Origin of the sequence: Curvivirga sp. (genome assembly GCF_965219885.1) — a bacterium.
Classification (GTDB): Bacteria; Pseudomonadota; Alphaproteobacteria; order UBA8366; family Aestuariispiraceae; genus Curvivirga.
The window spans coordinates 1,858,093-1,882,911 of sequence record NZ_CBDCOT010000009.1; the positions used below are offsets into that span (position 1 = coordinate 1,858,093).

Consider the following 24,819-nt stretch of genomic DNA (forward strand, 5'->3'; position numbering starts at 1 on the left):
ATGGGGCAATAGAAAAAAGAAAACCGCAAAGTGTTTTACTTTGCGGTTTCGCTTGTTACGCCTTGCCGTGGCAATGTTTGTATTTTTTTCCTGACCCACAAGGACATTCCGCATTACGTGGAACTTTACCCCATGTTTCTTCATCTTCAGGGTCAAGAATACGCCCTGTTGCAGCATGTTCAACCCATCCATCAGGCGCATCATCTAAAGATGCATATTGACTAGCTTGGCCGCCTGCTGTCGCTGTGCCGCCGGCTTGATTGACTTGAGCAGTAGATGCAGAAGCTTGACGTTGTTCTTGTTCAGTTGCTGCTTCTTCCGGTGTTGGTTCTGTGCGGAATTCTACATGAGATAAGAATTGTGTGACATGTTCACGTAGCTTATCCAGCATATTCTCAAACAGGTTAAAGCTTTCCTGTTTATATTCATTCAACGGATCACGTTGCGCATATGCACGAAGGCCAATACCCTGACGTAAATGATCCAATTGTAACAAATGATCTTTCCATTGGTGATCAAGGATTTGCAGCAAGAAGGATTTTTCCGCAGCTCGCATGATTTCAGGACCATAATTTGCTGCTTTTTCCGCCATCTTTTTATTAACAGCAGTGGAAATACGTTCCAGCATCTCTTCATTCGCAATGCCTTCTTCGTTCCCCCATTCTTGGACAGGAAGATCCATGCTGAAGAGGCGCATGCATTCTTCATGTAATGCATCCAAATCCCATTGGTCATGCATAGAACCAGCAGGCATACAGCGATTAACCATATCTTCCAAAACTTCTATACGCATATCAGAAATCGTATCGCTGACATCTTCCGCACGCATTAAATCCTTACGTTGTTCGAAGATCACTTTGCGTTGATCATTCATCACGTCGTCGAATTTTAAGAGTTGCTTACGTACTTCAAAGTTGCGTGCTTCGACTTTTTGTTGAGCTTTTTCGAGTGCTTTATTCACCCAAGGGTGAATGATAGCCTCACCATCTTCTAAGCCCAGTTTACGGAGCATGCCATCCATGCGATCTGATCCGAAGATGCGCATTAGGTCATCTTCAAGAGAGACATAGAATTTGGAAGCACCCGGATCACCTTGACGGCCAGAACGACCACGCAACTGGTTATCGATACGACGACTTTCATGGCGTTCTGTACCAATGACATATAAACCACCATTTTCCAAAACCAGCTTTTTCTCTGCTTCGATTTCAGCGGTGATTTCTTCGGTGCGCTTGTCGCGTTTTGCTTCGTCTTTGATATCTGCTAATTCACGTTCAAGACGCATTTCAAGGTTACCGCCTAGCTGAATATCAGTACCACGACCAGCCATATTGGTCGCCAATGTGACGGCGCCACGTATACCTGCATCAGCAATGATATGCGCTTCGCGTTCATGTTGGCGTGCATTCAGGGTTTCATGTTTGATCCCTGCTTTTTTCATCAAAGCGGAAAGTTCTTCAGAACGTTCAATGCTTGCAGTACCGACCAAAACAGGTTGGCCCTTTTCAACGCATTCTTTTACCTGCAAGATAACTGCGTTATCGCGTTCACGCGATGTACGATACACCTCGTCATCATAATCTTTACGTTCTGTTGGCTTATTTGTTGGGATTTCTACAACCGGCAAGTTATAAATTTCCTCAAACTCTGCAGCTTCTGTCATCGCAGTACCTGTCATGCCGGCAAGCTTTGGATACATACGGAAATAATTCTGGAAAGTTACAGAAGCCAGTGTCTGGTTTTCATTTTGGATTTGCACACCTTCTTTGGCTTCAATTGCTTGATGAAGACCATCACCGTAACGTCGACCTTCCATCATGCGACCTGTAAATTCGTCAATAATAACAACTTTGTTGTTTTGAACGATGTAATCTACATCTTTTGTGAAAAGTTTATGAGCACGCAGACCTTGATTGACGTGATGGACGATACTGACATTTTCCACATCATACATGTTGCCATCGTTAAGAAGGTCGGTTTGATCACGCAGAACACCTTCGATGAATTCTGTACCTTCATCAGTCATCGTGATGTTTTTGGCTTTTTCATCAATTTCGTAATGTTCTTCCTGCATTAACGGAATTAATTTATCGACCGCAGCATATGTTTCAGATGAATCTTCAGCTGGACCAGAAATAATGAGTGGGGTACGCGCCTCGTCCACCAAAATGGAATCAACTTCGTCGACAATCACAAAGTTAGGGTCGCGTTGTACCATTTGTTCAATGCTGGTTTTCAAATTATCGCGCAGATAATCAAAGCCGAGCTCGTTATTGGTGGTATACGTAATATCTGCATTATAGGACGCTTGGCGAGACGCATCATCCATACCAGGAACTACAATACCGATGGATAATCCAAGCCAGTTATAAAGCTGTCCCATCCAACGAGCATCGCGTGCAGCCAGATAATCGTTCACAGTAACAACATGCACGCCTTTACCGGAAAGCGCATTTAGATAAACAGCTAAGGTGGCAACAAGCGTTTTACCTTCACCTGTACGCATTTCGGAAATCTTACCGCTATGAAGAACCATGGCCCCCACAAGCTGAACATCGAAATGACGCATGCCTAATACGCGTTTGGAGGCTTCCCGGACAACGGCAAAGGCTTCTACCAGAATGTCATCTTCGCTTGTACCTTCAGACAGGCGTTTTTTGAATTCGTCCGTTTTTGCTTTCAGTGCATCATCTGACAATTTTTCCATTTCTGGTTCGAGCGCATTAATACGTTCTACTTTTTTTGCCAGTGTTTTTACGATGCGATCATTTGTAGATCCGAAAACAGCTTTTAATAATCCGCCAATCATGGAAGGCGCCCCATTTGTAATTAAGAAATTAAATTAAGATACGAATCAAATTCGTGAAGTTCATAGAAAACTGAACAATTTGAGATAGTGTTCCAGAGCGGACCTGTCAATGCGAAGTCACCCTGAATTATTGAAGAATCGACAAATAACAGTCGTTTTAAGGAAATAGAATGAAAAATCAGTCTTAGTCACGTGAAACAAGGCCAAGCTCGATTTCTAAGGCACCACATAACATTTGCCCTAAAGTAATGTGCATTTCCTGAATGCGGGCAGTTACCTGACTAGGGATGATGATACAAGGATCGCATAAATTTTTCATAGATCCACCATCACGACCACTGAGGCCCATGGGTTGAACACCCATTTCCTTAGCTGCGATCAACGCGCGGTTCACATTTTCACTTTTGCCACTGGTCGAAATACCAATTGCAATATCTCCGGGCTTGCCAATCGCCTGAACTTGACGTTCGAATAAGGCATCAAACCCCATGTCATTACCAATTGCTGTTAGGCTCGAGGTATCCGTAGTTAATGCTATAGCGGCAATAGGGGCACGATCTTTCACATAACGAACCGCTAGTTCCGTTGCCAGATGTTGAGCATCACCTGCGCTACCGCCATTACCAAAGAACATGATCTTGTTGCCATCTCTAATGGCAGTAACACAACCAGCTAACATATGTGTGAAACCATCACGGCATGCGTCTTTGGTTGCTGCAACTACCGCTGCATGATCTTCAAATTCGCTATTGTAGAAATTATCAAGTTCAGTCATGGACGCAAATGTAGTCGCTTCGAAACGGGGCTGCAAGGACTGATGCTATAGGAATGCAGAGAACTTTCATATTTTTTAGCTTTTACAAAAGTCTAACCTCATGTATGTTGCAGTGCAGTATAAAAAGAAAATGTTGATACCACGATGATTACGATAAAAGACATCTGCCGCTTCCCAGTAAAAGGATTGGCTGCAGATTACATGGATAGTGCAGAATTGGAGCCAGAGCGCGGTTTACCTTTCGACCGTAAATGGGGGATTATTCATGCCGCTTCTGATGTTGATCCAGCCGCAGTAGAATGGGCACCGAAGAAAAATTTTCTTCAACTAGCAAAAGATGAAAAACTGGCGCAGTTAGGTCTTTCCTTTGATGAGGCTACCCGTACAGTTAGTATTCTGCGTAAAGGACGTCCGGTAAGTAAAGGGCGCCTTGATGAAACGATGGGACGTAACATCTTACAAACATTTTTATCTGGATTTGTTGCACAAGGCCCACGTGGTCGTCCTCGTATCGTTGAGGCACCAAAAGGAAGTTCTTTTCAAGATGTGCCAACGAAATGGGTGTCTATCATCAATTTGGCGAGTGTAAATGATTTGCAAACTCGTATTATCCGTAAATCTATAGACCCAATTCGTTTTCGTGGAAATCTGTATATTGAAGGTGCGGATGCGTGGATTGAACGTAGCTGGATTGGTAAGCAGGTCAAGATTGGCGATGCTGTATTAGAAATTACGGAAGGTATTGGACGCTGTGCTGCGACTAATGTTGTTCCTGGATCTGGTGATATTGATATGAATATTCCGTTGAGCCTTCGTCAGGGATTCGATCATATGGAAATGGGTGTTTATGCCAAAGTAATAAAAGCTGGCAAGATTACTAAAGGCCAAGAACTAGCAGTCAACTAAGTAGAATATTTCTTGATCCATTTTATTTTTTAAAGGGCGGTTCTTGTAGGAGCCGCCTTTTTAGATTTAGGCTTTCTTCTGCTTTTCCTTTAAACTTTTAACTTCTGTTTCCAGCCGCGTGATTTCATTCTTCAAAGCTGTTTCTTCGGATGCTTCAGCTGATTTTAATTCCGCTTTTTTTGTCCTAACTTGAGCTTCTAATAAGGCCAATCGAGCTTTTAAAGCTGCGTTTGCTTTCTTTACGTTTGTGCCAGCTGCACCTGCTTGTGCAAGTGTAGCTTCTTGTTCAGCAAGTTCTTTTTGACCTAACTGCCCAGCTTCAGGCCTTGTTTGATCTTCTGTATCTTTAGATTGCTTACTGTTCTCCGCGTTCTCATCTCCATAAAAATTCATGATACCGAAGTCATCAATTTCCATTTCATCAAAACCAAAGGCTTTATCTACGGTTTGATGAAATCTTTCATCTGCCTGTAGAATTTTAACAATTTGTTCCTCGTTTAAGGGCTTTCCATTATTCTCTTTTGCAATATTCAAGATTTCTTGCTGAAAGGCTTCGCCAGCTTTCTTTATTTCAGCAGAACCTTCTTCACCAGCTTCATTTGCATAAGATAATGCTTCAGCGACTCCGCTGAAAACATCTTTGAGCATCTCATTTACTTCATGCGCAAATGGATTGTTTTCATCTTTTTTTGACGCTTTCAAAGAGAGTGTTTGCGCCTCTTTAGAAAGGTTGATTTGAAATGCAGGACCATAACCATCCTCTTTGTCATTTTTGGCCGATAGAGGTTTTTCGCCAATTGTCAGCACATTTTGTCCAAATAGGGGAGCATTTACTTGTGACGCTGTATTTTCAATTTCCATAATTAGTTTTCCTATGTCGAGCAGCTAGCAAGTGATAAAAGGCAGGGTTTCTACCCTCGTGGAGCCCACTATTTTCTAATATGGTTTAGGACGATAAGTGTAAATTTATCGATAATCAATAAAAAAATGCCGAAAATAAATAAAAATATATTGATTATTGAAAAATATGATGTAGCTGTTTATGGATAGATTAATAGTGGTTTTCAATTTAATTAGGGGAATATGAGATGGCACATGCGGGTAACAATCAGTTCCAAAGGTATAATCAGATATTTCGGATAATTCTTTTAATATCCTTTTTAGCATCATTGGTTGATTGCTTCTTCCCACTTGTTTTTCCTGACGCGGAAATTGAAGTGATGACAGAAAACGGATTTGAGGTTATCGGGATTGCGATGATGTCTAAAAGCCATGTCGTTCTTCTGGCAATGATTTTTTCTGTGACACCAATTTTATGGATGTATGCACTATGGCAATTATTCGGGATTAGTAAGATATGGCAAAAAGGAGAGTTCCTGACGAGAGAAATCGGTGCATATTTTAAACGTTTTAGCTATGTAATATTGGCAATTTTCGTTGTTGAAACTATCTTGCATCTAACGGTTGATTCTCTGTTGGTAAGCTGGAATTATGTCACTGCTTTTCCAGAGATGTCTTTGGAAGATATCTTGTTTCTTGTTGAATTACCTTTCCTCGTCGCGTGCATTTTCTTGATTATGGGCAGTAAGGCCATGTCCGAAATTATTGTGATGAAAGAAGAATCTGATTTAACAATCTAATAAGAGTGAAAGATCATTGGGAACTAGAAAGTGAACCTATGCCGATCATTGTGAATCTGGATGTCATGTTGGCGAAACGTAAAATGACATTATCTCAACTGGCCGAAGAGGTTGATATTACAATTGCAAATCTTTCTGTCCTGAAAACCGGGAAAGCAAAGGCAATCAGGTTTTCTACTCTTGATGTGATTTGTTCTGTGCTAGATTGCCAGCCGGGGGATTTATTAGAATATCGATCAGAAGAAACTGATTAGAGGCAATAAAAAGCCCTGTTGAATCATCTCAGCAGGGCTTATTGTAATCTTTTAGAAGCGACTATTATTCTGCGGCAGCATTTTTGCTATTATCAGCAACTTCTACTTCCGCTTCATCAGCATTGTCTTCGTTACTCGCATCATTTGCTGCTTCCTTTGCGGATTCAACAACAACTTCAGCCTCGCCTTCTTCTTCATCTTCTTCTACGTCCGCATCTTCGGCATCTTCTTCCGCTTCTGCGGCTTCAGCATTTGCTGCACGTTCTGCAGCGCGTGCTGCACGGGCTTCTTCTTGTTGTTGTTTACGACGATCGCGGGCTTCTTGATCAGCTGCAACGATACGGCCATAATGTTCAGCATGCTGTAATAAGTTTTCAGCTAGAATCCAGTCCGCAGAACTGGATGCATCGCGTGCCAAAGACACATATTTATCATAGATTTGAGAGGCTGTACCACGAATACGTACACCAGGCCCGTTTGAGTCATAATTTTGACGTGGATTAGGGCGACGGTTATTATTGTTATTGTTGTTATTATTGCGATGACGGCGGTTTTTGTTGTTGCCTTGTCTCATAATCTTTTCTCGTACCAAAAGCAGTTATTCAGAAGCTGAATATTTAAAATAATAATTATATATGCTCATGCGACATGATGTTCATGTCACGGTGCTTGTTCATTTCGGGATAGTCGACTTTCTATTTCAGGCGCTGGTTCCAAGCCAGGGCCACTGATGCTTTCACATACCACTAATGATGCGCATCACCTCTTCGACTAAGGATTAAGCTACCAATACACAGCGGCTTTTCAAGTTATTTTTTTAGCAAAACTGCATATTTTCACAAAAAATTCATCATTTTTGAGCAAAAATCATGAAAAAGCCGTCGCACAGCGAATTATCCCGGAAAGATCAGGGTGTAATTGGATGTCTTTATATCCATTCCGATCGAGCAAGCTGGCTACCGAATCGGCTTGTTCATAACCAAATTCAAGGCAAATCAAACCGTTTTCCTTGAGTAATTGTTTACCTGCTGGAATCAGAATCCTATAAGGTTTCAATCCATCTTCTCCACCATGCAGGGCGAGATGCGGTTCATGATCATAGACATCTTTTGAGAGTGTCTTCATGTCAGCGCTGGTAATATAAGGTGGATTTGAAATTAGAATATCGTATTGACCAGAAACTTTCTCATGCCAGTTTGATTGGATAAATTGGCAGCGCGACTGTAGATCTAGATTTCTTGCGTTTTCCTCAGCAATTTTTAAAGCTGTATCTGAGATATCTACCGCGGTGCCTAACGCCTGTTTATATTCAGAGATTAAAGTGAGTAGAAGGCAGCCACTACCTGTACCGAAATCTATGATATCGACTGCATCACTATGGTTTGGTTTTCTTTCAAGAACAGCTTCGATCAATGTCTCACTATCGGGGCGTGGATCAAGAACATCACTTGTTACCTTGAACGGAAGGCTCCAAAACTCTCTCTCTCCCAAAATATGAGAGACAGGCTCAGACAGACTGCGTCGACTAATCAAAGCATTGAAATCTTCACGACCTTCTAATTCTTTCTCAGGAAAGGCCATGATTGATGAGATATCTTTATCCAAATGATAGGCCAGCAATAACCTCGCATCCTGACGCGCAGAGTCAATCCCTGCTTCTTTGAGGGTCGCCTCTGCGAAGGTGAGAGCTTCCCCCCAATTCATTTAGATACCTTCCGCAAACTCAGCCAACATGGCGGTTTGTTCATCCAAGATCAAAGCATCTACGACTTCATCCAGAGCTTCACCTTGAAGCACTTGATCGAGTTTATAAAGGGTAAGGTTGATGCGATGATCAGTGACACGACCTTGCGGGTAGTTATAGGTGCGAATACGTTCACTACGATCTCCGGAACCAACTTGTGATTTGCGATCTTCTGCACGTTCAGATGCAATTTTTTCACGTTCATATTCATAAAGACGTGCGCGAAGAACCTTCATGGCCTGTTCTTTATTTTTATGCTGTGAACGACCGTCCTGACATTGGACAACAACACCTGTTGGAATATGGGTGATACGTACAGCAGAATCGGTGGTGTTTACATGCTGTCCACCAGCACCAGAGGCACGATAGGTGTCAATGCGAAGATCGACATTGTTGATTTCAATATCAACGTCTTCAGCTTCTGGTAAAACAGCAACGGTTGCAGCAGATGTATGAATACGACCACCGCTTTCGGTCACAGGTACACGTTGTACACGATGGGTGCCGGATTCATATTTCATTTTTTTAAACACATTATCGCCTGTAATATTGGCAACGACCTGACTATAGCCACCAACGCCGTTATCACTTTCTTCGATCAATTCGACTTTCCAGCCGCGAACAGATGCATAGCGTTGATACATACGCAGAAGATCGCCTGCGAAAAGACCGGCTTCATCACCGCCGGTTCCTGCACGAATTTCAAGGATCGCATTTCGGGCGTCTGCTTCATCTTTTGGCAGAAGAGCCAATTGCATGTCTTTTTCAAGATTAGGCATTTTTTCTTTGAGTTCCTGAAGTTCATCTTCAGTCATCTCTTTCATTTCAGCATCCAGATCAGGATCCTGAAGCATTTCTTGTAGATCTGCAATTTCCTGTTCTGTACCTCGGAAAGCGTTGATTGTTTCAACCACCGGAGTAAGTTCTGCAAACTCTTTTGAAAGAGCTGAGATTTGATCTTGGGCTACCTGACCAGAGGCCAAAGTATCTGATAACTCTTGATGACGGGCCAGTACGCGATCCAAACGATGGGTCCAGCTCATGGGTTATTCTCCTTCAGTCTCTATTTCTTCTTTATTGTCAGTATAATCGCTCAGGGTGAATAGTTGTTCTAATACCCTGTTTACGGTGATCCAATCCTTGATGTCGGCATCACTACCATCTGCAGCCATGGCGCGTAAAGCTTCACTTGGTCGATGTAGTAATTTGTTGATTAGAAGGCGGGTTGCCTCTGTTGCATCAAGATGTGGATGTTCCTGTAAAACAGTTTGGCGGGTTTTGTCAAAATGTTCTCGTAATCCAATCAACGCGGGGATGCCGTCTTGTTCCGCTAGACCACGGCGATATTCAATGACAGCTTCTTGGACCATTAATCGCGCCTGACTAGCTTCTTTCTCACGATTTGTTTGCCCGCGTTCAGCCAAGCGTTCCAAGTCTTCTATGCTATATCTGAAGAGGCTATCCAAGGAATCTACAGCAGGGTCAATATCCAATGGTACACCGCAATCAATAATCAGTAGAGGCTTATATCGACGTTTTTCCATCAGAACTTTAAAAGCTGTATCATCTAATAGAAATCGTCCTAATCCAGACGCGGTGATTAAGATATCACAATTAACCAGTTTATTTTCCAGATCATCTTCCGGGACAAAATGGCAATTTAATCGTTTTGCATATCTTTCTGTACGTCTTGATGATCCTGAAAGCATCCAGTTATGCATGCCGGCGGCATTAAACTGATCCAACATGATTTGACCAGCTTCACCTAGGCCATAAATCATGCCACGAGAATGAGTTAGTTCTCCATGTAAATCTTTTGCGAGTTTTACACCTGCGGATGCGACAGAAACTGCACCTTCACCAATCTTGGTTTGGGTACGCACACGTTTTGCTAGGTGAAAGGCAGTTTGCATCAAACTGTCAAGATCATGTCCCATACAATGATCTTTTTGAGAGTCTGTATATGCCTCTTTGATTTGCCCGAGGATTTGAGCTTCCCCAATCATTTGACTGTGAAGCGCAGTACAAACTTCAAAGATGTGAAGAATGGCATCGTCGTCATATCGACGGAAAAAGATTTCATCCGCTTGGCTACGAGATGAGGGGGCGTGTTCGATTAATTTTTTTTGAATAGTGAGACAGACGTCTTCTGCATCTAGGTGAAAACCAAAAAACTCAACCCGATCACAGGTCGAAATAATTTGGAATTCTTTAATGTCTTTTTCAATTAAGCTTTTGCGAAATACTGCGCGCTCTTCTTGATCAAGAAACAGCTTATCCCGCAAACCTGAAGGGCAGGTTTGATAATTTGCACCAATAACAAAAGGGCGTTGGGACAAGCTGGTCTCCTAGTTACAGTAATCCTTGATTAGGATTTAATATCTTTTAAGGCGATTGCCAATTGATCCAAAGATACTTCGGTTTGTTCACCTTTGTCCAAATTCTTTAGACCAGCAACACCTTTTGCCAATTCGTCTTCACCCAATACAACAGCTGCATAGGCATTGATTTTATTGGCGCGGGTCATACGTTTTTTCATATTGCCGCCATAGCCCATTTCAACACGTAAGCCTTCGCCGCGTAGATGTTTAGCAATGCTAAGCGCTTTCAATTCAGCGGCTTCACCTAATGGCACTAATGCCACAGGGCGTTGTTTAGCTTCAGGATCGTTTGCAAGCATAGAGAGACGTTCGATACCCGCAGCCCAACCAACACCCGGTGTCTGTGGGCCACCCATGGTTTTAATCAAGCCATCATAACGGCCACCAGCCATCACTGTACCTTGCGCACCAAGTTCTGTGGTGGTGAATTCAAAAGCGGTATGGCAATAATAATCCAATCCCCGAACGAGGCGTGGGTTTAAGGTATAATTCACACCAACGGCTTTTAGCCCTTCACAAACCTTGCCAAAGAAATCCTGACTTTCTTGGTTTAAGTGGTCGGAATAGATCGGGGCGTCTTTTACAATGACTTTATCGCCTTCATCTTTGGAATCCAGAACACGTAACGGATTTTTCTCCAAACGATTTAATGAGTCCTCAGAAAGTTGGTCTTTGAAGTCCATCAGATAGTTGATCAAGGTTTTACGATATCCGTCACGACTTTCTTGATCACCCAATGTATTGAGTTCCAGATTAATATTCTTAAGACCTAAATTTTCAAGAATGGCTGCACCACAAGAAATAACTTCAATATCGGCGATAGGTTGCGCTGCGCCAATCAATTCAATTCCGATTTGGTGGAATTGACGAAGGCGTCCTTTTTGAGGGCGTTCATAACGGAACATTGGGCCAGAATAGAAATATTTGCATGGTACATTTTGTGTCAAACCATTGGACATAAATGCGCGGGCCACGCCGGCGGTATTTTCCGGGCGCAATGTAATGCTATCACCACCACGATCTTCAAATGTGTACATTTCTTTTGTTACAACATCAGATGTATCGCCCAAGGTTCTATCGAATACTTGTGTGAATTCAAAGATAGGGGTCGCGATCTTGTCATAGCCATGAGTTTCCGCAACTTTTTGTGCAGTGGTGGAGACATGTTCATGCTTTGCCAATGCATCTGGCAAGAGGTCATGTGTGCCGCGTACGGGTTGTAAATCCGCCATGGGAAGTTCCTTTCACAAAAGTAAGTTGCTATTCCGCAGCAGAAGTTGCTGTGGAGTTTTTAGAATCTAATGCAGCTTTTTCCGCATCAATTTCCGCCTGAATTTCTTCAGCTTTTTCTTCGACCAATTCGACAAGATGATCGACGATTTTTTGATCTTTCAATCGGTGCGCTTGGCTACCATCAATATAAACCTGATGAGTACCTTTGCCGCCCCCTGTGAAACCGATATCTGTTTCACGTGCTTCACCCGGACCGTTCACAACACAACCAATCACAGACAAAGTCATGGGGGTAGTGATATGAGCTAACCGTTCCTCCAGCATACCAACAGTTTCAATGACGTTGAATTGTTGGCGCGCACATGACGGACAAGAAATCACATTCACTCCACGATGACGTAGACCAAGGGTTTTCAGAATATCGTAACCCACTTTGACTTCTTCAACAGGGTCCGCAGAAAGTGATACGCGAATAGTATCACCAATGCCCGCCCATAGAAGCCCGCCCATACCGATGGAAGATTTTACAGAACCTGCACGTGTGCCACCAGCTTCGGTAATACCAAGATGTAGGGGATAATCACATGCTTCTGCTAACCCATGATAAGCAGCAACAGCCAAGAAAACATCTGAGGCCTTCACGGAGATTTTAAATTCATGGAAATCTTGATCTTGTAAGATACGCATATGCTCTAGCGCGGATTCAACCATGGCATCCGGGTTAGGTTCGCCATATTTTTCCAATAGATGTTTTTCCAGAGATCCAGCATTCACGCCAATACGCATGGAACAACCATGATCACGTGCCGCAGCAACAACTTCTTTGACTTTTTCTTCTTTACCAATATTGCCGGGATTGATGCGTAAGCATGCAGCACCTGCTTCGGCTGCTTCAATCCCACGACGATAATGAAAATGAATATCTGCAACAATTGGAACCGGAGATTCTTTTACAATCTCTTTCAAGGCACGGGTAGAATCTTCATCAGGACAAGACACACGTACTATATCTGCTCCGGCTTCGGCACATGCCAACACTTGTTCGATGGTTGCCTTCGCATCACTGGTCAACGTATTGGTCATTGTTTGTACAGTGATTGGGGCATCTCCCCCAACAGGTACATTTCCAACCATAATTTGCCGGGATTTCCGGCGGTAAATATCGCGATACGGGCGAATACTCATTTGTCTGATCCTGTGGAATAAATTATCAGGTTATAGCGATGACGTTTCGCCACAAATGCCTGTGGCGGGAAAATGCGCTGAAATAGGGAAAAAATCAAGCTTTCATCAAGTTATAAATGATATTTATTGCAAATATTCGACACCATATTTTTGATGTAATTGATGATAGATACCATTTTGGCGCATCCAACGAATTTGTTCATCAAATGCATCACGGATGACAGTCAGGTCTCTTGCACGTGTGAAAGCAATGTGGCCTTCGGCAAAATCTACAATGGTTGGCAAACGCTCAATCTCATCTTGAAGGTTGAACTTCTTGATGCTTCCCTCTGTATAAGAGGTGAACCCTAAAAGAAGATCAAATCGATCATTCATCAATTTGGTAAAGTTATGAGCTATATCTGTAGCTTCGTCTGTGTCCAGTTTCCAAAGAGCCTGAATTTTATCAAAATATCGACCATAGCTGTAACCTTGGATAACGCCAAACTTCTTATCCTTTAGTCTGTTCCATTCGCCATTGAAGGTAATGTTCTTGCCTTTTTGTTTGTATAAAGCAATGGCTTCACGAATTAGTACTTCACGAGAAAAATCCAGCTTTTCGTGCCGTTCCGGGTTCCAGAATGGTTTTAAAACCGCATCATATGTACCAGCATATGTTCCATTTAAGGCACGGTTCCATGGCAGAATTTTGAATTCAACTTCAATATTCATACGATCCATACCTGTTTGCACTAAGTCTATGACCAGTCCTGTTGGTTTACCGTTTTCATCGTGATAAGCATTGAGGTCTTGTTTTACAGAAGCAATGGTGAGTTTCTCTTTTGTATGTCCGAATGTAGGAATTAATAAGCCGAACAGAAGGAGAGACAGCGAAATGATTTTCATATTATTTCTTAAATTTTTATTTGTTATTTATCTAACTATTTTGTCGGAACTCTCCCGGTTTTTCAAATTAATTCTATACAAAAAATGAAGCCCTCACATAAGGTTATGTAAGGGCTTCATTAATAGTAACATTTTATGGAGATTATTGGTTGGCGAAACTTTCCAGTAAAGCATCTGCATCCAAAAGATAATCTCTGCGAACTGCACCAATGGGACCTGAAGGGCCAAGTTCGGTACCGTCCACGATGATGACGACACCACCTGCGTTACCAGTGACCATAGTTAGCCCTGACTCATTAGGAACCATGTAACGGTCTCCTTTGCGTAGTAGGCGTGTCAATGTTAGTTCGCCGTCAGATTTAGCGACTTCAACCCAAGCGGAGTCTGCAGCCAATAAGGTGACACGAGAACCTGTATTTTCTTCTCCATAAACGCGGGCTGTTCGCTCCTCAGAATTATTAGTCACGGGCGCTGGTTGGACTACTTCTTGAACTATTTCTTCTGAAGCTTCCTCGACTGTTTCAACAACCTCATTGACTGTTTCTGCGACTTCCTCAGTCGACGTTTCTACTGTTTCTTCAACTGCATCAGTTGCATCATCGCTAGACGTTGTCACTTCTTCTGTCGAGATATTTGTTTCTGTTTCAGTCGTGTCGATTGCTTCTTCGACCTCTAGAGCAGCTTCATCGGAAGCTTCTTCAACAACTTCATCCACAGCATTTGCTGTATCTTCAACAGTTGCAGCAGCTTCGTTTGCTGTATTTTCCAAAGTAGTTGTTGTTTCTTCTACGGTTTCTTCAACTGTCGCCGCTTCTGATGTAACTGCTTCTTCTACAATTGCAGAAGTTTCAGCGCTGGCTTCTTCAGTAGTCTCAACAGTTTCTTCCGCTACTTCCTCAGTAGCTTCTTGAATTTCTTCAGTTGTATTCTCAATTGTTTCTTCTAATGTTTCCTCAGCTGGTAAGGTGGATGGGGCTGTTTCAATTGCTTCAACCTGTTCAGAAGACAAGCTGGGCACATAATCGCTGATTCCCTTGCCTTGATTATTCAAATACCACCAAGCACCATAGAAAAGAATAGCAAGGATCGTACCGATGAATAACAATGCGACGACCGGAACTCCGCGTGATGGAAGAGGTTCAGGAAAGTTTAGAGCAATTTCACGCTCTAATTCTTTTGCTTCTTCTTTGTATTGCTCTACTAGTTCACGACTATTCAAACCTAGATAGTCAGCGTAACTTCGAACAAATCCAAGAGCATAAGCAGCACCTGGAAGGTTTTGTGGTTCACTATTTTCAATAGCTTCCATAAAAGGGAGGCGGATTGCTAAAGCTTTAGCCACGTCTTTTAAATCTTCGTCACGTAAAATACGCTCGTCACGAAGTATATCGCCAACCTTGCGACGTGGTTCAGAAGATGTATTTGTATCTGTACTATCCGACATAACCCTGTTCTTTCGAATATAATGTTGTAGCGTGATCAGCCCCCAATGCTGTATCAACGCTTAAATTCAGCCCCTAGTATGTCTGCTTCGCTTTCGAAAGGCAAAGATTGTTTCATTTCAGTGACTCATAGGGGGTTAAAATTGAATATGATGATCCTTTGCGAAGGCGAGGAGTCGGTTTTTCAAGCTATGATCGCCGACATCCAAAACAGAAGACATGAAATGTTTTAATTCTGATGTATCAAGACTTCGAACCATACTACGCACCGGACCAATGGACCAAGGTGACATACTTAAAGACCGAATCCCGATACCAATTAAGGCCATTGCAAAAACCGGGTTGCCTGCAATTTCACCGCAAACCGAAATAGTCTTACCATGTTCATTACATTTATCGGCAACCATTTTAAGCATCTTCATAAATCCCGGGTTAAGTGGATCGTAACGATTATCTAAACGCGGATTGCCGCGATCACTGGCAAAAAAGAACTGCATCAAGTCGTTTGTGCCAACTGAAATAAAATCAATATGTGGCAATAAACTATCCATCTGGAAGGCCAGGGAAGGCACTTCAAACATAATCCCTACTTCCAGATTGGAAGGAAGCGGGATACCGCGTTTTTTTGCACGGGTTAGTTCGGCATCTAAAGCTTGTCTTGCCTTTAACAATTCAGATGTTTCTGCGATCATTGGGAACATGATTTTTAATGGATGACCATCCGCGGCCAAAATCATTGCACGTAATTGCTGACGTAACATGGCTGGACGATCAATGCCGACACGTATTGCCCGCCATCCCATAGCCGGGTTTTCTTCATTTTCTTCGTTGAAATAAGGCAAGACCTTATCGCCACCGATATCCAAGCTTCTGAAAATAACAGGCTTGCCTTCAGACTGATCATACACACTACGATAGATTTTTGCCTGTTCTTCCACATTTGGGAAACTGGATCGCACCATGAAAGGAACTTCCGTACGATATAAACCGATACCGGATGCACCTGTTTCATGAAGATGCGGTAAGTCGATCAGGAGGCCCGCATTCATATTTAGCGTAATACGTTTTCCATCCAATGTGACAGGTGGTAACAAGCGATCACGTGCATAGGCAGCCTGTTTTTCCTTATGCATATCCATGGAAATCTTAAATGTACGACGGAATTCTTCTCCCGGGCGTACAAAACAGATTGCGTTATTTCCATCTACAATGAGGCGGTCATAAGGCTCCACACGTGTAAGGATACGTGGAACACGACCGATAATTGGAATATTTAAGGCGCGGGCGACAATCGCCACATGGGCTGTAGAGGAACCTTCTTCTAATACGATCCCTTGGACTTTTTCCAAGTCGTAATCCAATAGTTCAGCTGGTCCCATATTGCGGGCCACGATGATGGTATATTCAGGTAAATTCTTATTGCGCTCTTCAATATCAGCTTCGCCTGCTAAATGTTGTAATAGGCGATAGGCTAAATCTTCTAAATCAAGCAGTCTTTCACGGATATAGGGATCTGAAACATGGTTCATACGTGCACGATTTTCATTTTGAACACGTACAACAGCACCTTCTGCGGTTAAACCTGTATCAATAGCCTCATTGATTTTCCTTACCCAGCCACGATCTTCTGCAATCATCCGATAAGCTTGTAAGATTTCAATATGATCGCCGCCTTTGTCATGCTTGGTCATATTTTTAAGCATGTTATCCAGATTGGAATGCATCGAACTCATCGCTTCATCAAGGCGTTGCTTTTCAGTTTCGCTATCTTCAGCAACCATATGATCTGCAGAAATCTCGGGACGATGCAAGACAGCGCGTCCCATTGCCAGACCTTGACATAACTTGACCCCGTCAAGACGTAGTGGCTTTGTTGCCAGACCATCAACGGGGGTTTGTTCCTTACGTCTAACAACACCACCAGCTGCGATGATTTCAGCAACAATCATGCTGACGGTTTCAAGAATTTCTACTTCAGCATTAGTGAAATCGCGTTCGTCTTTATTTTGAACCGCAACAACGCCCATGATGCGTCCGCCACGTAAAATAGGTACACCCATCATGGAATGATATTTTTCTTCGCCTGTTTCTGGTCGATAAGCGAATTTTGGATGGGATGGCGCATCAGCCAACGCAAAAGGACGGGCTTCCGCAGCCACATGACCAACGATACCTTCGCCAACACGCAGACGTGTTTGGTGAACAGCTTCGGCACTTAAGCCTTTTGATGCGAAAAGTTCTAATACATCCCCGGCACGACGGACATAGATTGAACATACATCAGCGCGCATTTCATCTGCGATGATACGTGTTACACGATCTAATCTATCTTGGGCTGCTTCCCCCGTTGCCATAACATCACGTACACGACGCAAAATGTCACGACCACTGGCCGCCCAACCCTCTCTATCCTGATCATTTGCAGGCGCATGTTGGTTCTGTTGCATGTCTGGCAACTCCCAAAGAATATTTACATGTCGTAATTTGTGTGGGGGCTTGAGTTTGGGTGCAGCCATACACGTATACGATGTATTTAAATTATAGTATCTCAATCCACATCAAAAGTCCAATTTTACCAATTGAATCAAAACCCTTTGATATATTAGGGAGATGTGAAGTTGTGATTGAAAAGACGAACGTAATATGGGTTTGAATTGTGACCAAATCATGTCCATCCGACTAAAAGTTGAAGAAATACCTATTAAAGAAAACCGGCGGAAGATTTCTCTGCCGCCGGTCTTTGTTGAACTCATTTTGGGAAGTTTCTTTTATTCTTCTTCCGCGTCCAGACCGTAGGCTGTGTGTAAGGCACGAAGGGCCAGTTCGGTATATTCCTCATCAATCAAAGTGGAAATCTTGATTTCACTTGTGGAAATAACCTGCAGGTTAATGCCTTTTTCAGCTAATGTTTTAAACATCTTCTGGGCCACACCTGTATGGCTTCGCATGCCAACACCGATAATGGAAATCTTCACAACGCCACCATCAGCAATAAGGTCTTTGAATTCGATCTCAGCTTCGTTTTCTTTTAAAACTTGTACTGCACGATCAAGGTCAGTGCGACCAACAGTGAAAGTCATATCTGTTTTTTTACCATCAGAAGAAACAGATTGAACGATCATATCCACATTAACAGCGGCATCAGATAATGGACCAAAGATGCTGGCAGCAATACCCGGCTTATCAGCAACGTCGACCAATGTCACTTTGGCTTCATCGCGGCTATAGGCGATACCGCTTACAACTTGTTGTTCCATAATTTCATCCTCACTTACAACCATGGTTCCCGGCAAGTCTTCGAAACTGGATAGAACCTGCATTCTTACGCCATGGTTCATTGCCATTTCAACAGAGCGGGTTTGTAATACTTTCGCGCCCAAAGATGCCATTTCAAGCATTTCTTCGTGGCTGATTTTGTCAATTTTACGTGCTTTTGCAACAATGCGTGGATCTGTTGTATAGACCCCATCTACATCTGTATAAATGTCACAACGATCCGCATCCATTGCGGCAGCAAGGGCAACCGCTGTGGTGTCTGAACCACCGCGTCCCAATGTTGCGATACGGTTTAATGGGCTTACACCTTGGAAACCTGCAACAACAGCAACTTGATTTTCATCTTCAAAACGTTTCACCATGTCTGTGGTGTCGATTTCATCGATGCGTGCCTTGCCGTGCACTTCATCTGTCTTAATCGGAATTTGCCATCCTAGCCAGCTGCGGGCATTCACCCCCATTTCCTGAAGGCGAAGGGCCATCAAACCAGCTGTAACTTGTTCACCAGAGGCAACAATGCTGTCATATTCACGGGCATCATACATTTTGCTGGTTTGATCTACATAGGAAACCAGCTGGTTGGTTACACCCGCCATTGCAGAAACAACCACCGCTACTTGGTTCCCTGCGTCTACTTCTTTTTTCACACGTTTAGCGGCATTTGCGATCCGGTCAAGATCTGCAACAGAAGTGCCACCAAATTTCATGACGATACGTGCCATTTTTTGTATCCTCAAACTTGTATTTATTATGCTTGCCTGATAGGAGCGGGGTATCCATACTCGTTTGAACCAGCCTGTGCAAGGCCACAGGCTTAAAGAAGTAACATTTTCGATCTGTTTTTGATGTTTTTACGTAATAGTATATATTTATGATCACAAATTACGGACATGTTATTAGGACTTTCAGCAAAAGAATCGATGCCATGACTGAAAATATGCAAGCTACTGAAAATCAGGCAACTGACAATTTAGGACAAACTGTTGATGATGCAGAAATCGCAAAATTTGCGGCGATGGCTGAAGAATGGTGGGATCCACATGGTAAATTCAAACCCTTGCATAAATTTAATCCGGTTCGCATTGAATATCTTCGAAATCAGATTTGTGCCCATTTTGGTCGTGATCCTTTACAGGCCGAGCCCTTGAAAGGTCTTCGTATCTTGGATATTGGTTCTGGCGGTGGTTTGTTATGTGAACCGATGTGTCGCATGGGGGCGGAGATTACCGGCGTTGATGCAACGGAAAAATCAGTGCATATCGCTAAAAGTCATGCGGAAACTATGGGACTTCAGATTGATTATCGATATACGTCTGCGGAGCAACTTGTTGAGGCGGGTGAGAAGTTTGATGTGGTTCTCAATATGGAAGTGGTTGAACATGTTGCAGACGTGAACTCGTTTGTGTCTGCTTCTTCCGCACTGGTCAAGGAAGATGGCTGTATGTTTATGGCAACGATGAACCGTACTGCAAAATCGTATGCGCTGGCTATTGTCGGGGCTGAATACATACTTGGCTGGTTGCCGCGCGGTACACATGACTGGAAGAAGTTTTTAAAACCTTCTGAATTATCCGGACATCTTCGAAATGCGGGGATGCAAGTGGCCAAAATTACAGGTGTGTCTTTTAATCCTTTACAGGATAAGTGGTCTTTAGCACCTAAAGATTTATCTGTGAATTACATGCTGATGGCTAAGAAATCCTAATTGCTGATTTTGCAATAATGTCCATAGACATAAGAAGATGGTTTTTTCTGGCCTTCTTCCATAAATGATTTGACGCTTAGATATTTTTTAAACTTCACGTCAATACAGGCGAAAGGTGCCAGTGGATAAGTTTTTATACCACTGGCTATGACTTCGGCTTTAGTCTCTGTATTCATGTTACAGACACGATAAACAAGAAAACTGTCCTTTAAACCTTCATTGCCAAAAATTTGGGTATGCCCATCAAGGATATCTGCACGAGTTTCCCAGAATCCAGCAGTATTATCCCCGCATTGCAATTGTGCATATTCCATTTCCTGAGATGCCGTTAGGTTCTGAGGGATATCACGTGCTAAGACTGAGCTGGAAAACGAAAATGTCGCTATGAATGTGATACTAATCAGATTGAAATATGCCATCTTGGATATCCTCTCAAAATAAGGTTAATCAGATATTCTAATGAATCGTTTCTTTTCACAAGTTCTGTGATTTGAAGCGTAACCTGTAAGGAGGTAAGCTTCTAACAAAAGGGGAGCTTGAATATGTCAATAAATGTGAAGCCTGTTCATAAGCTTGTATGTCATTGTGGGAATGTGGAAATAGAGTTGCAATTACCTAACGGGATTGAAAATCCACGACGTTGTGATTGTTCTTTTTGTCGACGACGCGGCGCAATTGCAGGGTCTGTTACTTTAGATCGATTAAAAGTTATTAAAGGGCAAAAGCATCTTAAGCTTTATCAGTTTAAGACAAATACAGCAGAGCATTATTTTTGTGATACTTGTGGTATTTACACTCATCATCGTCGCCGATCCAATCCGCATGAATATGGCTATAATGTAGGATGTCTGGAAGGGGTTAATCCATTTGATTTAGGCGAAGTCGAAACGGCTGATGGTGTCAATCATCCCTCTGATAATTAATCAATTAACATTAGAAGAATTCAATGCTCGACAATATTAGTTTGGTTTGATCTACTTAATTTATAAAAGTAGTAAGGACGTTATATGCTTGAGCAACTTGAACAGATTTTCTATTCGACTGTTTCTCATCTGGATATATGGATGAGAAAGGAATTATTGACGCTTGATAGTGGCTTACAGCTAGCAGTGCTATTGGTGGTTACGATTGTTTTAAGGCTGTATAAAAGGCGCCTTCTTCGATTTATAGAGCATATAAAATTTACAAAAAAAATTGAGTTATATGAAACGCAGATTAAGAAATTGATGTCTGCGTTAATCGTGCCTTTGATAGCTCTTTTTCTTCTATGGTTTGCCGTTTTTGCTTTCAATCAAGTCGGGATCCACAGCAAAATAATTAACACGATTGTTAGTCTGTTGAATGCCTGGGTGGTGATCAGGCTTATTTCCGGTGTAATTGAAGACTCCAACTGGTCGAAGGTTATAGGTGGGTTGGTTTGGATTGTAGCGGCCCTTAACATCGTTGGTCTGTTAGATATTACGACACAGTTCTTAAGAAGTTTATCCTTTAGCCTTGGAAGTGTTACATTCTCTGCCTTGGGTATGATCAAAGGTATTTTTGCAATTGCGATATTGTTTTGGATCTTTTCTTTGCTGGAAAGATTTATCAATCGCAAGATCACCTCATTTGCCAGTATTACACCTTCGGCAAAAGTATTATTGAGTAAGTTTGTCCGTATCAGTTTAATCTTTTTTGGGATACTGATTTCTTTGGATGCAGTGGGAATTGATCTGACAGCACTGGCTGTCTTTGGCGGTGCCATCGGGATCGGTCTAGGCTTTGGGTTGCAAAAGGTGGCTGCCAACTTGATTAGCGGTGTGATCTTGCTGGTCGATCGATCTGTGAAACCTGGCGATATTATTAGTCTCGGCGAGACCTATGGTCGGATCGATAAGCTTGGCGGGCGTTATGTGTCGGTAATTACACGTGATGGCACAGAGCATCTTATACCGAATGAAGAACTTATTACCCAACGCGTAGAGAACTGGTCATTTTCAGACACAAATGTCAGGCAAAAGGTCTTGATTTCTATTGATTACAACTCCGATCTAGATCTTGCAATGCAACTATGTCTGGAGGCATGTGAAGATGTTGATCGTATTGTGAATGATCCGTCTCCAAGATGCCTTTTACGTGATTTTGCCGATAGCGGCGTGCATATAGAAATTCGCTATTGGGTGAGTGATGCTGAAAATGGGTTAGGGGGGGTGCGTAGTGATTTCCTGAAGCTGATATGGCGAAAATTCCATGATCAAGGAATCGATTTTCCCTATCCTCAAAGAGATATTCATATTAGAGGTGCCGTACCTGTGGAAATCGTTGAGAAAGATTAAGGAGCAGAAAAACTCAATTATTTTGCGCGTGGATGAGCTGCGTTATAGGCGTCTAACAAGCGGTCTTTATCAACTTCGGTATAGCGCTGCGTGCTGACCAAAGAGGCATGTCCTAATAGTTCCTGAATACTGCGTAAATCACCACCGCCTGAAAGTAGGTGAGTGGCAAAAGCGTGACGTAAAGCATGCGGCGTTGCTGTATCAGGTAGCCCAAGAAGAGGGCGCATTTTTTGAAGGGATAGTTGGATTTGTCTTGGGTTTAGACGTCCACCTTTTTTGCCACGGAAAAGAGGACTTGTAGAAGCCTGTGCATAAGGCGTAGCAGATTGATAAATTGTGACAGCTTCTTTAACTTGAGGTAGCAAAGGAACACGGCGTTGTTTACCACCTTTACCTAAAACAACGAGTGCATTGTCGCTTGGCCAGTCTTCTACGTTAAGATTTAAAGCTTCTGATATACGCAGGCCACATCCGTATAATAGGGTGAAGACTGCAATATCTCGTTTTCCTTGCCAATCATCGTCATATAGTTCACCTGCCAACTGGATCAGGTTTTTCGCATCCATAACAGAGACTGGTTTAGGGACTGCCCTTGGGAGTTTAGGGCTTCTTACTGACTTAATGGCCGGATTGCTAACCAGATCATGTCTTTCCATCCAACGAAACCAGCTACGTACTGCTGATAATGCACGTGAGATACTGGTTTTCGCTAAATCTTTTTGACCCAATTTCGCAAGCCAGCTACGGAAGTCCATTGTCTTTAAATCTTGAAGATCAGTCATTGATGGTGTGTTCCCCAGATGTGTGGTGAGGAACCTTAGAAAATCTGAAAGATCGTGCTGATAGCCTATAAATGTATTTTCTGAATAACGTTTTTCGGTTCGAATGAAAGTAAGAAAATCACGATAGGAATGTGCCACTGCATTATTCCCAAGCAGCGGGTCTAAATCGATTTCCCATTCTTGTCTATTTTGTTTCATTCGCTTCAATTAATTTTAAACGTTATTTTTTCTTTTGAGTTTTTTTAGGGCTGATTGCAACAAAATCCGTGAATACAATTTATGGAAGCCCATAAAGAAACGAAACGTAAAACCTATATCTTCTTTTGTATTCTTGCTGGTTGTGTTTGGGACGATTGCAGAGCCAAAGTAAAGATTTGTTTTATTCGCCTGTTCTTGTTTCGTATGGAACCATGTGCGGATTTGGCTGTCCTCTACTTCCAAAAGCAACTCTTCCTCATTTCTCTTTTTCGTTTTCCAAAGCGCGAATTGCTGGCCATGCCCGGAGGCAAGCTCTTTAATTTCTGACTGCTTAATGCGTTTGAGCAGGAATAAAGATAATATAGCCCGTTCAATTCGGAATATTGGTGAATCAAAGAATGCTAAGATATAATCTTCTAACGTAATTATACCATCGATTTGTCCTACAAAAGCATCTGCATGATGCCCCGGAGATTCATGATAAAAATTCATAAAGCTATTCAAGGGTATAGTTGTCTCTTTTACTTCAGTCATTGGTCTTATCTATTGTCGAAACTTTGATGGATTTATGCAAATTCCGGCACAAATTGTCCACGATAATTATAGGTATAATCCATCGCGAATTCTTCAGCCGCTTGTTGTGTCCAATCTTCATCCAGACCACCGTTTAATGGATATTCAATCTCTGGGGAATATACTGACCCTGTATTGCTTAGATAGCTTGAATAAAGAACAAATTGATGGGCTGTATAGGACAAGCCTTTTGGAAAATGATGTTTTTTTGCGTAATCATGTAACATGACTTCGGGAGTTGGTTTCATGCGGGCCAAGGTAACATGAGGGCAAAATTTACGTGTTTCAGGTTCCATACCGCATTTAATCATCGCACGTTCCACTTTCTTTTGAAGATGCAACAAGCTAGGTGTCTTTTCTGCCATCGCAATTAAGCTATTTGCACGACCTCGTTTACCGAAATGACCAAAACCGTTTAATTTTATCTCAACGGCCTCTTCTGAAATCATGGATAATGCCGCATCTAGATCGTCAGCTTGATGATGGGCAATCTCACCGATAAATCGTAAAGTCAGATGATAATTTTCTGAAGGTACCCAGCGGGCACCGGGTAATCCACATGTTAGCTCAGATAGTTTCTGAGTAATATCGCGTGGAAGAGGTAGGGCAACAAATAAACGTAACATGGCGCAGCCTCCTGAAAGTCTGTTTATGTAGCCAGCCGGATTGCTTACCCATATTGTTAGGCAAGCTATAGGTCCACCTAACTTCTAAAT

Annotated in this window: 23 protein-coding genes; 6 read left to right on the forward strand and 17 right to left on the reverse strand. The window is 42.5% G+C overall.

The window, feature by feature from the left end; all coding sequences use genetic code 11:
* Positions 1 to 55: 55 nt before the first annotated feature.
* Together secA and ACOQOA_RS14245 are read right to left on the reverse strand one after the other, a co-directional pair.
* Complete coding sequence (secA, locus tag ACOQOA_RS14240) at positions 56 to 2,809, reverse strand: preprotein translocase subunit SecA (RefSeq protein ID WP_420549280.1); 2,754 nt, start codon at positions 2,807 to 2,809, stop codon at positions 56 to 58.
* Positions 2,810 to 2,993: 184 nt separating this feature from the next.
* Positions 2,994 to 3,584, reverse strand: coding sequence for a D-sedoheptulose 7-phosphate isomerase (locus ACOQOA_RS14245; RefSeq protein ID WP_420549281.1), 591 nt, complete (start codon positions 3,582 to 3,584; stop codon positions 2,994 to 2,996).
* Positions 3,585 to 3,728: 144 nt separating this feature from the next.
* Here ACOQOA_RS14245 and ACOQOA_RS14250 point away from each other — a divergent pair, with 144 nt between their 5' ends.
* Positions 3,729 to 4,490, forward strand: a complete 762-nt coding sequence (locus ACOQOA_RS14250) for an MOSC domain-containing protein (RefSeq protein WP_420549282.1) — start codon at positions 3,729 to 3,731, stop codon at positions 4,488 to 4,490.
* A gap of 66 nt (positions 4,491 to 4,556) precedes the next feature.
* Here the strand turns inward: ACOQOA_RS14250 and ACOQOA_RS14255 are convergent, their stop codons facing one another.
* Positions 4,557 to 5,351: a hypothetical protein gene (locus ACOQOA_RS14255; protein WP_420549283.1), complete on the reverse strand. Its 795-nt coding sequence runs from the start codon at positions 5,349 to 5,351 to the stop codon at positions 4,557 to 4,559.
* A 359-nt stretch (positions 5,352 to 5,710) separates the two neighbouring features.
* Between ACOQOA_RS14255 and ACOQOA_RS14260 the strand changes: the two genes are divergently transcribed.
* Both ACOQOA_RS14260 and ACOQOA_RS14265 read left to right on the forward strand, forming a co-directional pair.
* On the forward strand, positions 5,711 to 6,130 hold the full coding sequence (locus tag ACOQOA_RS14260) for a hypothetical protein (protein WP_420549284.1): 420 nt from the start codon (positions 5,711 to 5,713) through the stop codon (positions 6,128 to 6,130).
* Positions 6,131 to 6,168: 38 nt separating this feature from the next.
* Positions 6,169 to 6,384, forward strand: coding sequence for a helix-turn-helix domain-containing protein (locus tag ACOQOA_RS14265; RefSeq protein ID WP_420549285.1), 216 nt, complete (start codon positions 6,169 to 6,171; stop codon positions 6,382 to 6,384).
* A gap of 64 nt (positions 6,385 to 6,448) precedes the next feature.
* Here the strand turns inward: ACOQOA_RS14265 and ACOQOA_RS14270 are convergent, their stop codons facing one another.
* The 10 genes from ACOQOA_RS14270 to ACOQOA_RS14315 form a co-directional block, all read right to left on the reverse strand.
* On the reverse strand, positions 6,449 to 6,958 hold the full coding sequence (locus ACOQOA_RS14270; RefSeq protein ID WP_420549286.1) for a DUF4167 domain-containing protein: 510 nt from the start codon (positions 6,956 to 6,958) through the stop codon (positions 6,449 to 6,451).
* A 293-nt stretch (positions 6,959 to 7,251) separates the two neighbouring features.
* Positions 7,252 to 8,088, reverse strand: coding sequence for a peptide chain release factor N(5)-glutamine methyltransferase (prmC, locus tag ACOQOA_RS14275; protein WP_420549287.1), 837 nt, complete (start codon positions 8,086 to 8,088; stop codon positions 7,252 to 7,254).
* Positions 8,089 to 9,171 (reverse strand): peptide chain release factor 1, encoded by a 1,083-nt coding sequence (gene prfA / locus ACOQOA_RS14280; protein ID WP_420549288.1) that lies wholly within the window; start codon positions 9,169 to 9,171, stop codon positions 8,089 to 8,091.
* Positions 9,172 to 9,174: 3 nt separating this feature from the next.
* The gene (gene hemA, locus ACOQOA_RS14285; protein ID WP_420549289.1) at positions 9,175 to 10,467 is read right to left on the reverse strand and encodes a glutamyl-tRNA reductase; all 1,293 of its coding nucleotides are present in this window, start codon (positions 10,465 to 10,467) and stop codon (positions 9,175 to 9,177) included.
* Positions 10,468 to 10,496: 29 nt separating this feature from the next.
* The gene (hisS, locus tag ACOQOA_RS14290) at positions 10,497 to 11,741 is read right to left on the reverse strand and encodes a histidine--tRNA ligase (protein ID WP_420549290.1); all 1,245 of its coding nucleotides are present in this window, start codon (positions 11,739 to 11,741) and stop codon (positions 10,497 to 10,499) included.
* Positions 11,742 to 11,769: 28 nt separating this feature from the next.
* Entirely contained in the window at positions 11,770 to 12,927 is a 1,158-nt protein-coding gene (ispG, locus tag ACOQOA_RS14295; RefSeq protein ID WP_420549291.1) for a flavodoxin-dependent (E)-4-hydroxy-3-methylbut-2-enyl-diphosphate synthase, read from the reverse strand.
* A gap of 123 nt (positions 12,928 to 13,050) precedes the next feature.
* Complete coding sequence (locus tag ACOQOA_RS14300; protein ID WP_420549292.1) at positions 13,051 to 13,812, reverse strand: substrate-binding periplasmic protein; 762 nt, start codon at positions 13,810 to 13,812, stop codon at positions 13,051 to 13,053.
* A gap of 142 nt (positions 13,813 to 13,954) precedes the next feature.
* Entirely contained in the window at positions 13,955 to 15,256 is a 1,302-nt protein-coding gene (locus tag ACOQOA_RS14305; RefSeq protein WP_420549293.1) for a helix-turn-helix domain-containing protein, read from the reverse strand.
* A gap of 135 nt (positions 15,257 to 15,391) precedes the next feature.
* Positions 15,392 to 17,701, reverse strand: coding sequence for a phosphoenolpyruvate--protein phosphotransferase (ptsP, locus tag ACOQOA_RS14310; protein WP_420549294.1), 2,310 nt, complete (start codon positions 17,699 to 17,701; stop codon positions 15,392 to 15,394).
* A gap of 321 nt (positions 17,702 to 18,022) precedes the next feature.
* Positions 18,023 to 19,252 (reverse strand): aspartate kinase, encoded by a 1,230-nt coding sequence (locus ACOQOA_RS14315; RefSeq protein WP_155153928.1) that lies wholly within the window; start codon positions 19,250 to 19,252, stop codon positions 18,023 to 18,025.
* A 203-nt stretch (positions 19,253 to 19,455) separates the two neighbouring features.
* On the opposite strand from ACOQOA_RS14315, the gene ubiG reads away from it, so the two are divergent.
* Entirely contained in the window at positions 19,456 to 20,235 is a 780-nt protein-coding gene (gene ubiG / locus ACOQOA_RS14320; protein ID WP_420549295.1) for a bifunctional 2-polyprenyl-6-hydroxyphenol methylase/3-demethylubiquinol 3-O-methyltransferase UbiG, read from the forward strand.
* Here the strand turns inward: ubiG and ACOQOA_RS14325 are convergent.
* On the reverse strand, positions 20,232 to 20,654 hold the full coding sequence (locus ACOQOA_RS14325; protein ID WP_420549296.1) for a hypothetical protein: 423 nt from the start codon (positions 20,652 to 20,654) through the stop codon (positions 20,232 to 20,234). The genes ubiG and ACOQOA_RS14325 overlap by 4 nt on opposite strands.
* A 123-nt stretch (positions 20,655 to 20,777) precedes the next feature.
* Between ACOQOA_RS14325 and ACOQOA_RS14330 the strand changes: the two genes are divergently transcribed.
* The gene (locus ACOQOA_RS14330; RefSeq protein WP_420549297.1) at positions 20,778 to 21,158 is read left to right on the forward strand and encodes a GFA family protein; all 381 of its coding nucleotides are present in this window, start codon (positions 20,778 to 20,780) and stop codon (positions 21,156 to 21,158) included.
* A gap of 141 nt (positions 21,159 to 21,299) precedes the next feature.
* Positions 21,300 to 22,550, forward strand: coding sequence for a mechanosensitive ion channel family protein (locus ACOQOA_RS14335; RefSeq protein WP_420549298.1), 1,251 nt, complete (start codon positions 21,300 to 21,302; stop codon positions 22,548 to 22,550).
* Positions 22,551 to 22,567: 17 nt separating this feature from the next.
* Here the strand turns inward: ACOQOA_RS14335 and ACOQOA_RS14340 are convergent, their stop codons facing one another.
* The 3 genes from ACOQOA_RS14340 to thpR are packed head-to-tail and all read right to left on the reverse strand — an operon-like array spanning position 22,568 to position 24,729.
* On the reverse strand, positions 22,568 to 23,530 hold the full coding sequence (locus ACOQOA_RS14340) for a tyrosine recombinase XerC (RefSeq protein ID WP_420549299.1): 963 nt from the start codon (positions 23,528 to 23,530) through the stop codon (positions 22,568 to 22,570).
* Positions 23,531 to 23,545: 15 nt separating this feature from the next.
* Positions 23,546 to 24,064, reverse strand: coding sequence for a hypothetical protein (locus ACOQOA_RS14345; RefSeq protein WP_420549300.1), 519 nt, complete (start codon positions 24,062 to 24,064; stop codon positions 23,546 to 23,548).
* 32 nt (positions 24,065 to 24,096) lie between these two features.
* Positions 24,097 to 24,729, reverse strand: coding sequence for an RNA 2',3'-cyclic phosphodiesterase (thpR, locus tag ACOQOA_RS14350; protein ID WP_420549301.1), 633 nt, complete (start codon positions 24,727 to 24,729; stop codon positions 24,097 to 24,099).
* Positions 24,730 to 24,819 lie beyond the last annotated feature (90 nt).

Bases quoted from the DNA above. Each gene is read 5' to 3' on its own strand.
- secA (WP_420549280.1), bottom strand. From the start codon at position 2,809: ATGATTGGCGGATTATTAAAAGCTGTTTTCGGATCTACAAATGATCGC.
- ACOQOA_RS14245 (WP_420549281.1), bottom strand. From the start codon at position 3,584: ATGACTGAACTTGATAATTTCTACAATAGCGAATTTGAAGATCATGCA.
- ACOQOA_RS14250 (WP_420549282.1), top strand. From the start codon at position 3,729: ATGATTACGATAAAAGACATCTGCCGCTTCCCAGTAAAAGGATTGGCT.
- ACOQOA_RS14255 (WP_420549283.1), bottom strand. From the start codon at position 5,351: ATGGAAATTGAAAATACAGCGTCACAAGTAAATGCTCCCCTATTTGGA.
- ACOQOA_RS14260 (WP_420549284.1), top strand. From the start codon at position 5,711: ATGACAGAAAACGGATTTGAGGTTATCGGGATTGCGATGATGTCTAAA.
- ACOQOA_RS14265 (WP_420549285.1), top strand. From the start codon at position 6,169: ATGCCGATCATTGTGAATCTGGATGTCATGTTGGCGAAACGTAAAATG.
- ACOQOA_RS14270 (WP_420549286.1), bottom strand. From the start codon at position 6,958: ATGAGACAAGGCAACAACAAAAACCGCCGTCATCGCAATAATAACAAC.
- prmC (WP_420549287.1), bottom strand. From the start codon at position 8,088: ATGAATTGGGGGGAAGCTCTCACCTTCGCAGAGGCGACCCTCAAAGAA.
- prfA (WP_420549288.1), bottom strand. From the start codon at position 9,171: ATGAGCTGGACCCATCGTTTGGATCGCGTACTGGCCCGTCATCAAGAG.
- hisS (WP_420549290.1), bottom strand. From the start codon at position 11,741: ATGGCGGATTTACAACCCGTACGCGGCACACATGACCTCTTGCCAGAT.
- ispG (WP_420549291.1), bottom strand. From the start codon at position 12,927: ATGAGTATTCGCCCGTATCGCGATATTTACCGCCGGAAATCCCGGCAA.
- ACOQOA_RS14300 (WP_420549292.1), bottom strand. From the start codon at position 13,812: ATGAAAATCATTTCGCTGTCTCTCCTTCTGTTCGGCTTATTAATTCCT.
- ACOQOA_RS14305 (WP_420549293.1), bottom strand. From the start codon at position 15,256: ATGTCGGATAGTACAGATACAAATACATCTTCTGAACCACGTCGCAAG.
- ptsP (WP_420549294.1), bottom strand. From the start codon at position 17,701: ATGCAACAGAACCAACATGCGCCTGCAAATGATCAGGATAGAGAGGGT.
- ACOQOA_RS14315 (WP_155153928.1), bottom strand. From the start codon at position 19,252: ATGGCACGTATCGTCATGAAATTTGGTGGCACTTCTGTTGCAGATCTT.
- ubiG (WP_420549295.1), top strand. From the start codon at position 19,456: ATGACTGAAAATATGCAAGCTACTGAAAATCAGGCAACTGACAATTTA.
- ACOQOA_RS14325 (WP_420549296.1), bottom strand. From the start codon at position 20,654: ATGGCATATTTCAATCTGATTAGTATCACATTCATAGCGACATTTTCG.
- ACOQOA_RS14330 (WP_420549297.1), top strand. From the start codon at position 20,778: ATGTCAATAAATGTGAAGCCTGTTCATAAGCTTGTATGTCATTGTGGG.
- ACOQOA_RS14335 (WP_420549298.1), top strand. From the start codon at position 21,300: ATGAGAAAGGAATTATTGACGCTTGATAGTGGCTTACAGCTAGCAGTG.
- ACOQOA_RS14340 (WP_420549299.1), bottom strand. From the start codon at position 23,530: ATGAAACAAAATAGACAAGAATGGGAAATCGATTTAGACCCGCTGCTT.
- ACOQOA_RS14345 (WP_420549300.1), bottom strand. From the start codon at position 24,064: ATGACTGAAGTAAAAGAGACAACTATACCCTTGAATAGCTTTATGAAT.
- thpR (WP_420549301.1), bottom strand. From the start codon at position 24,729: ATGTTACGTTTATTTGTTGCCCTACCTCTTCCACGCGATATTACTCAG.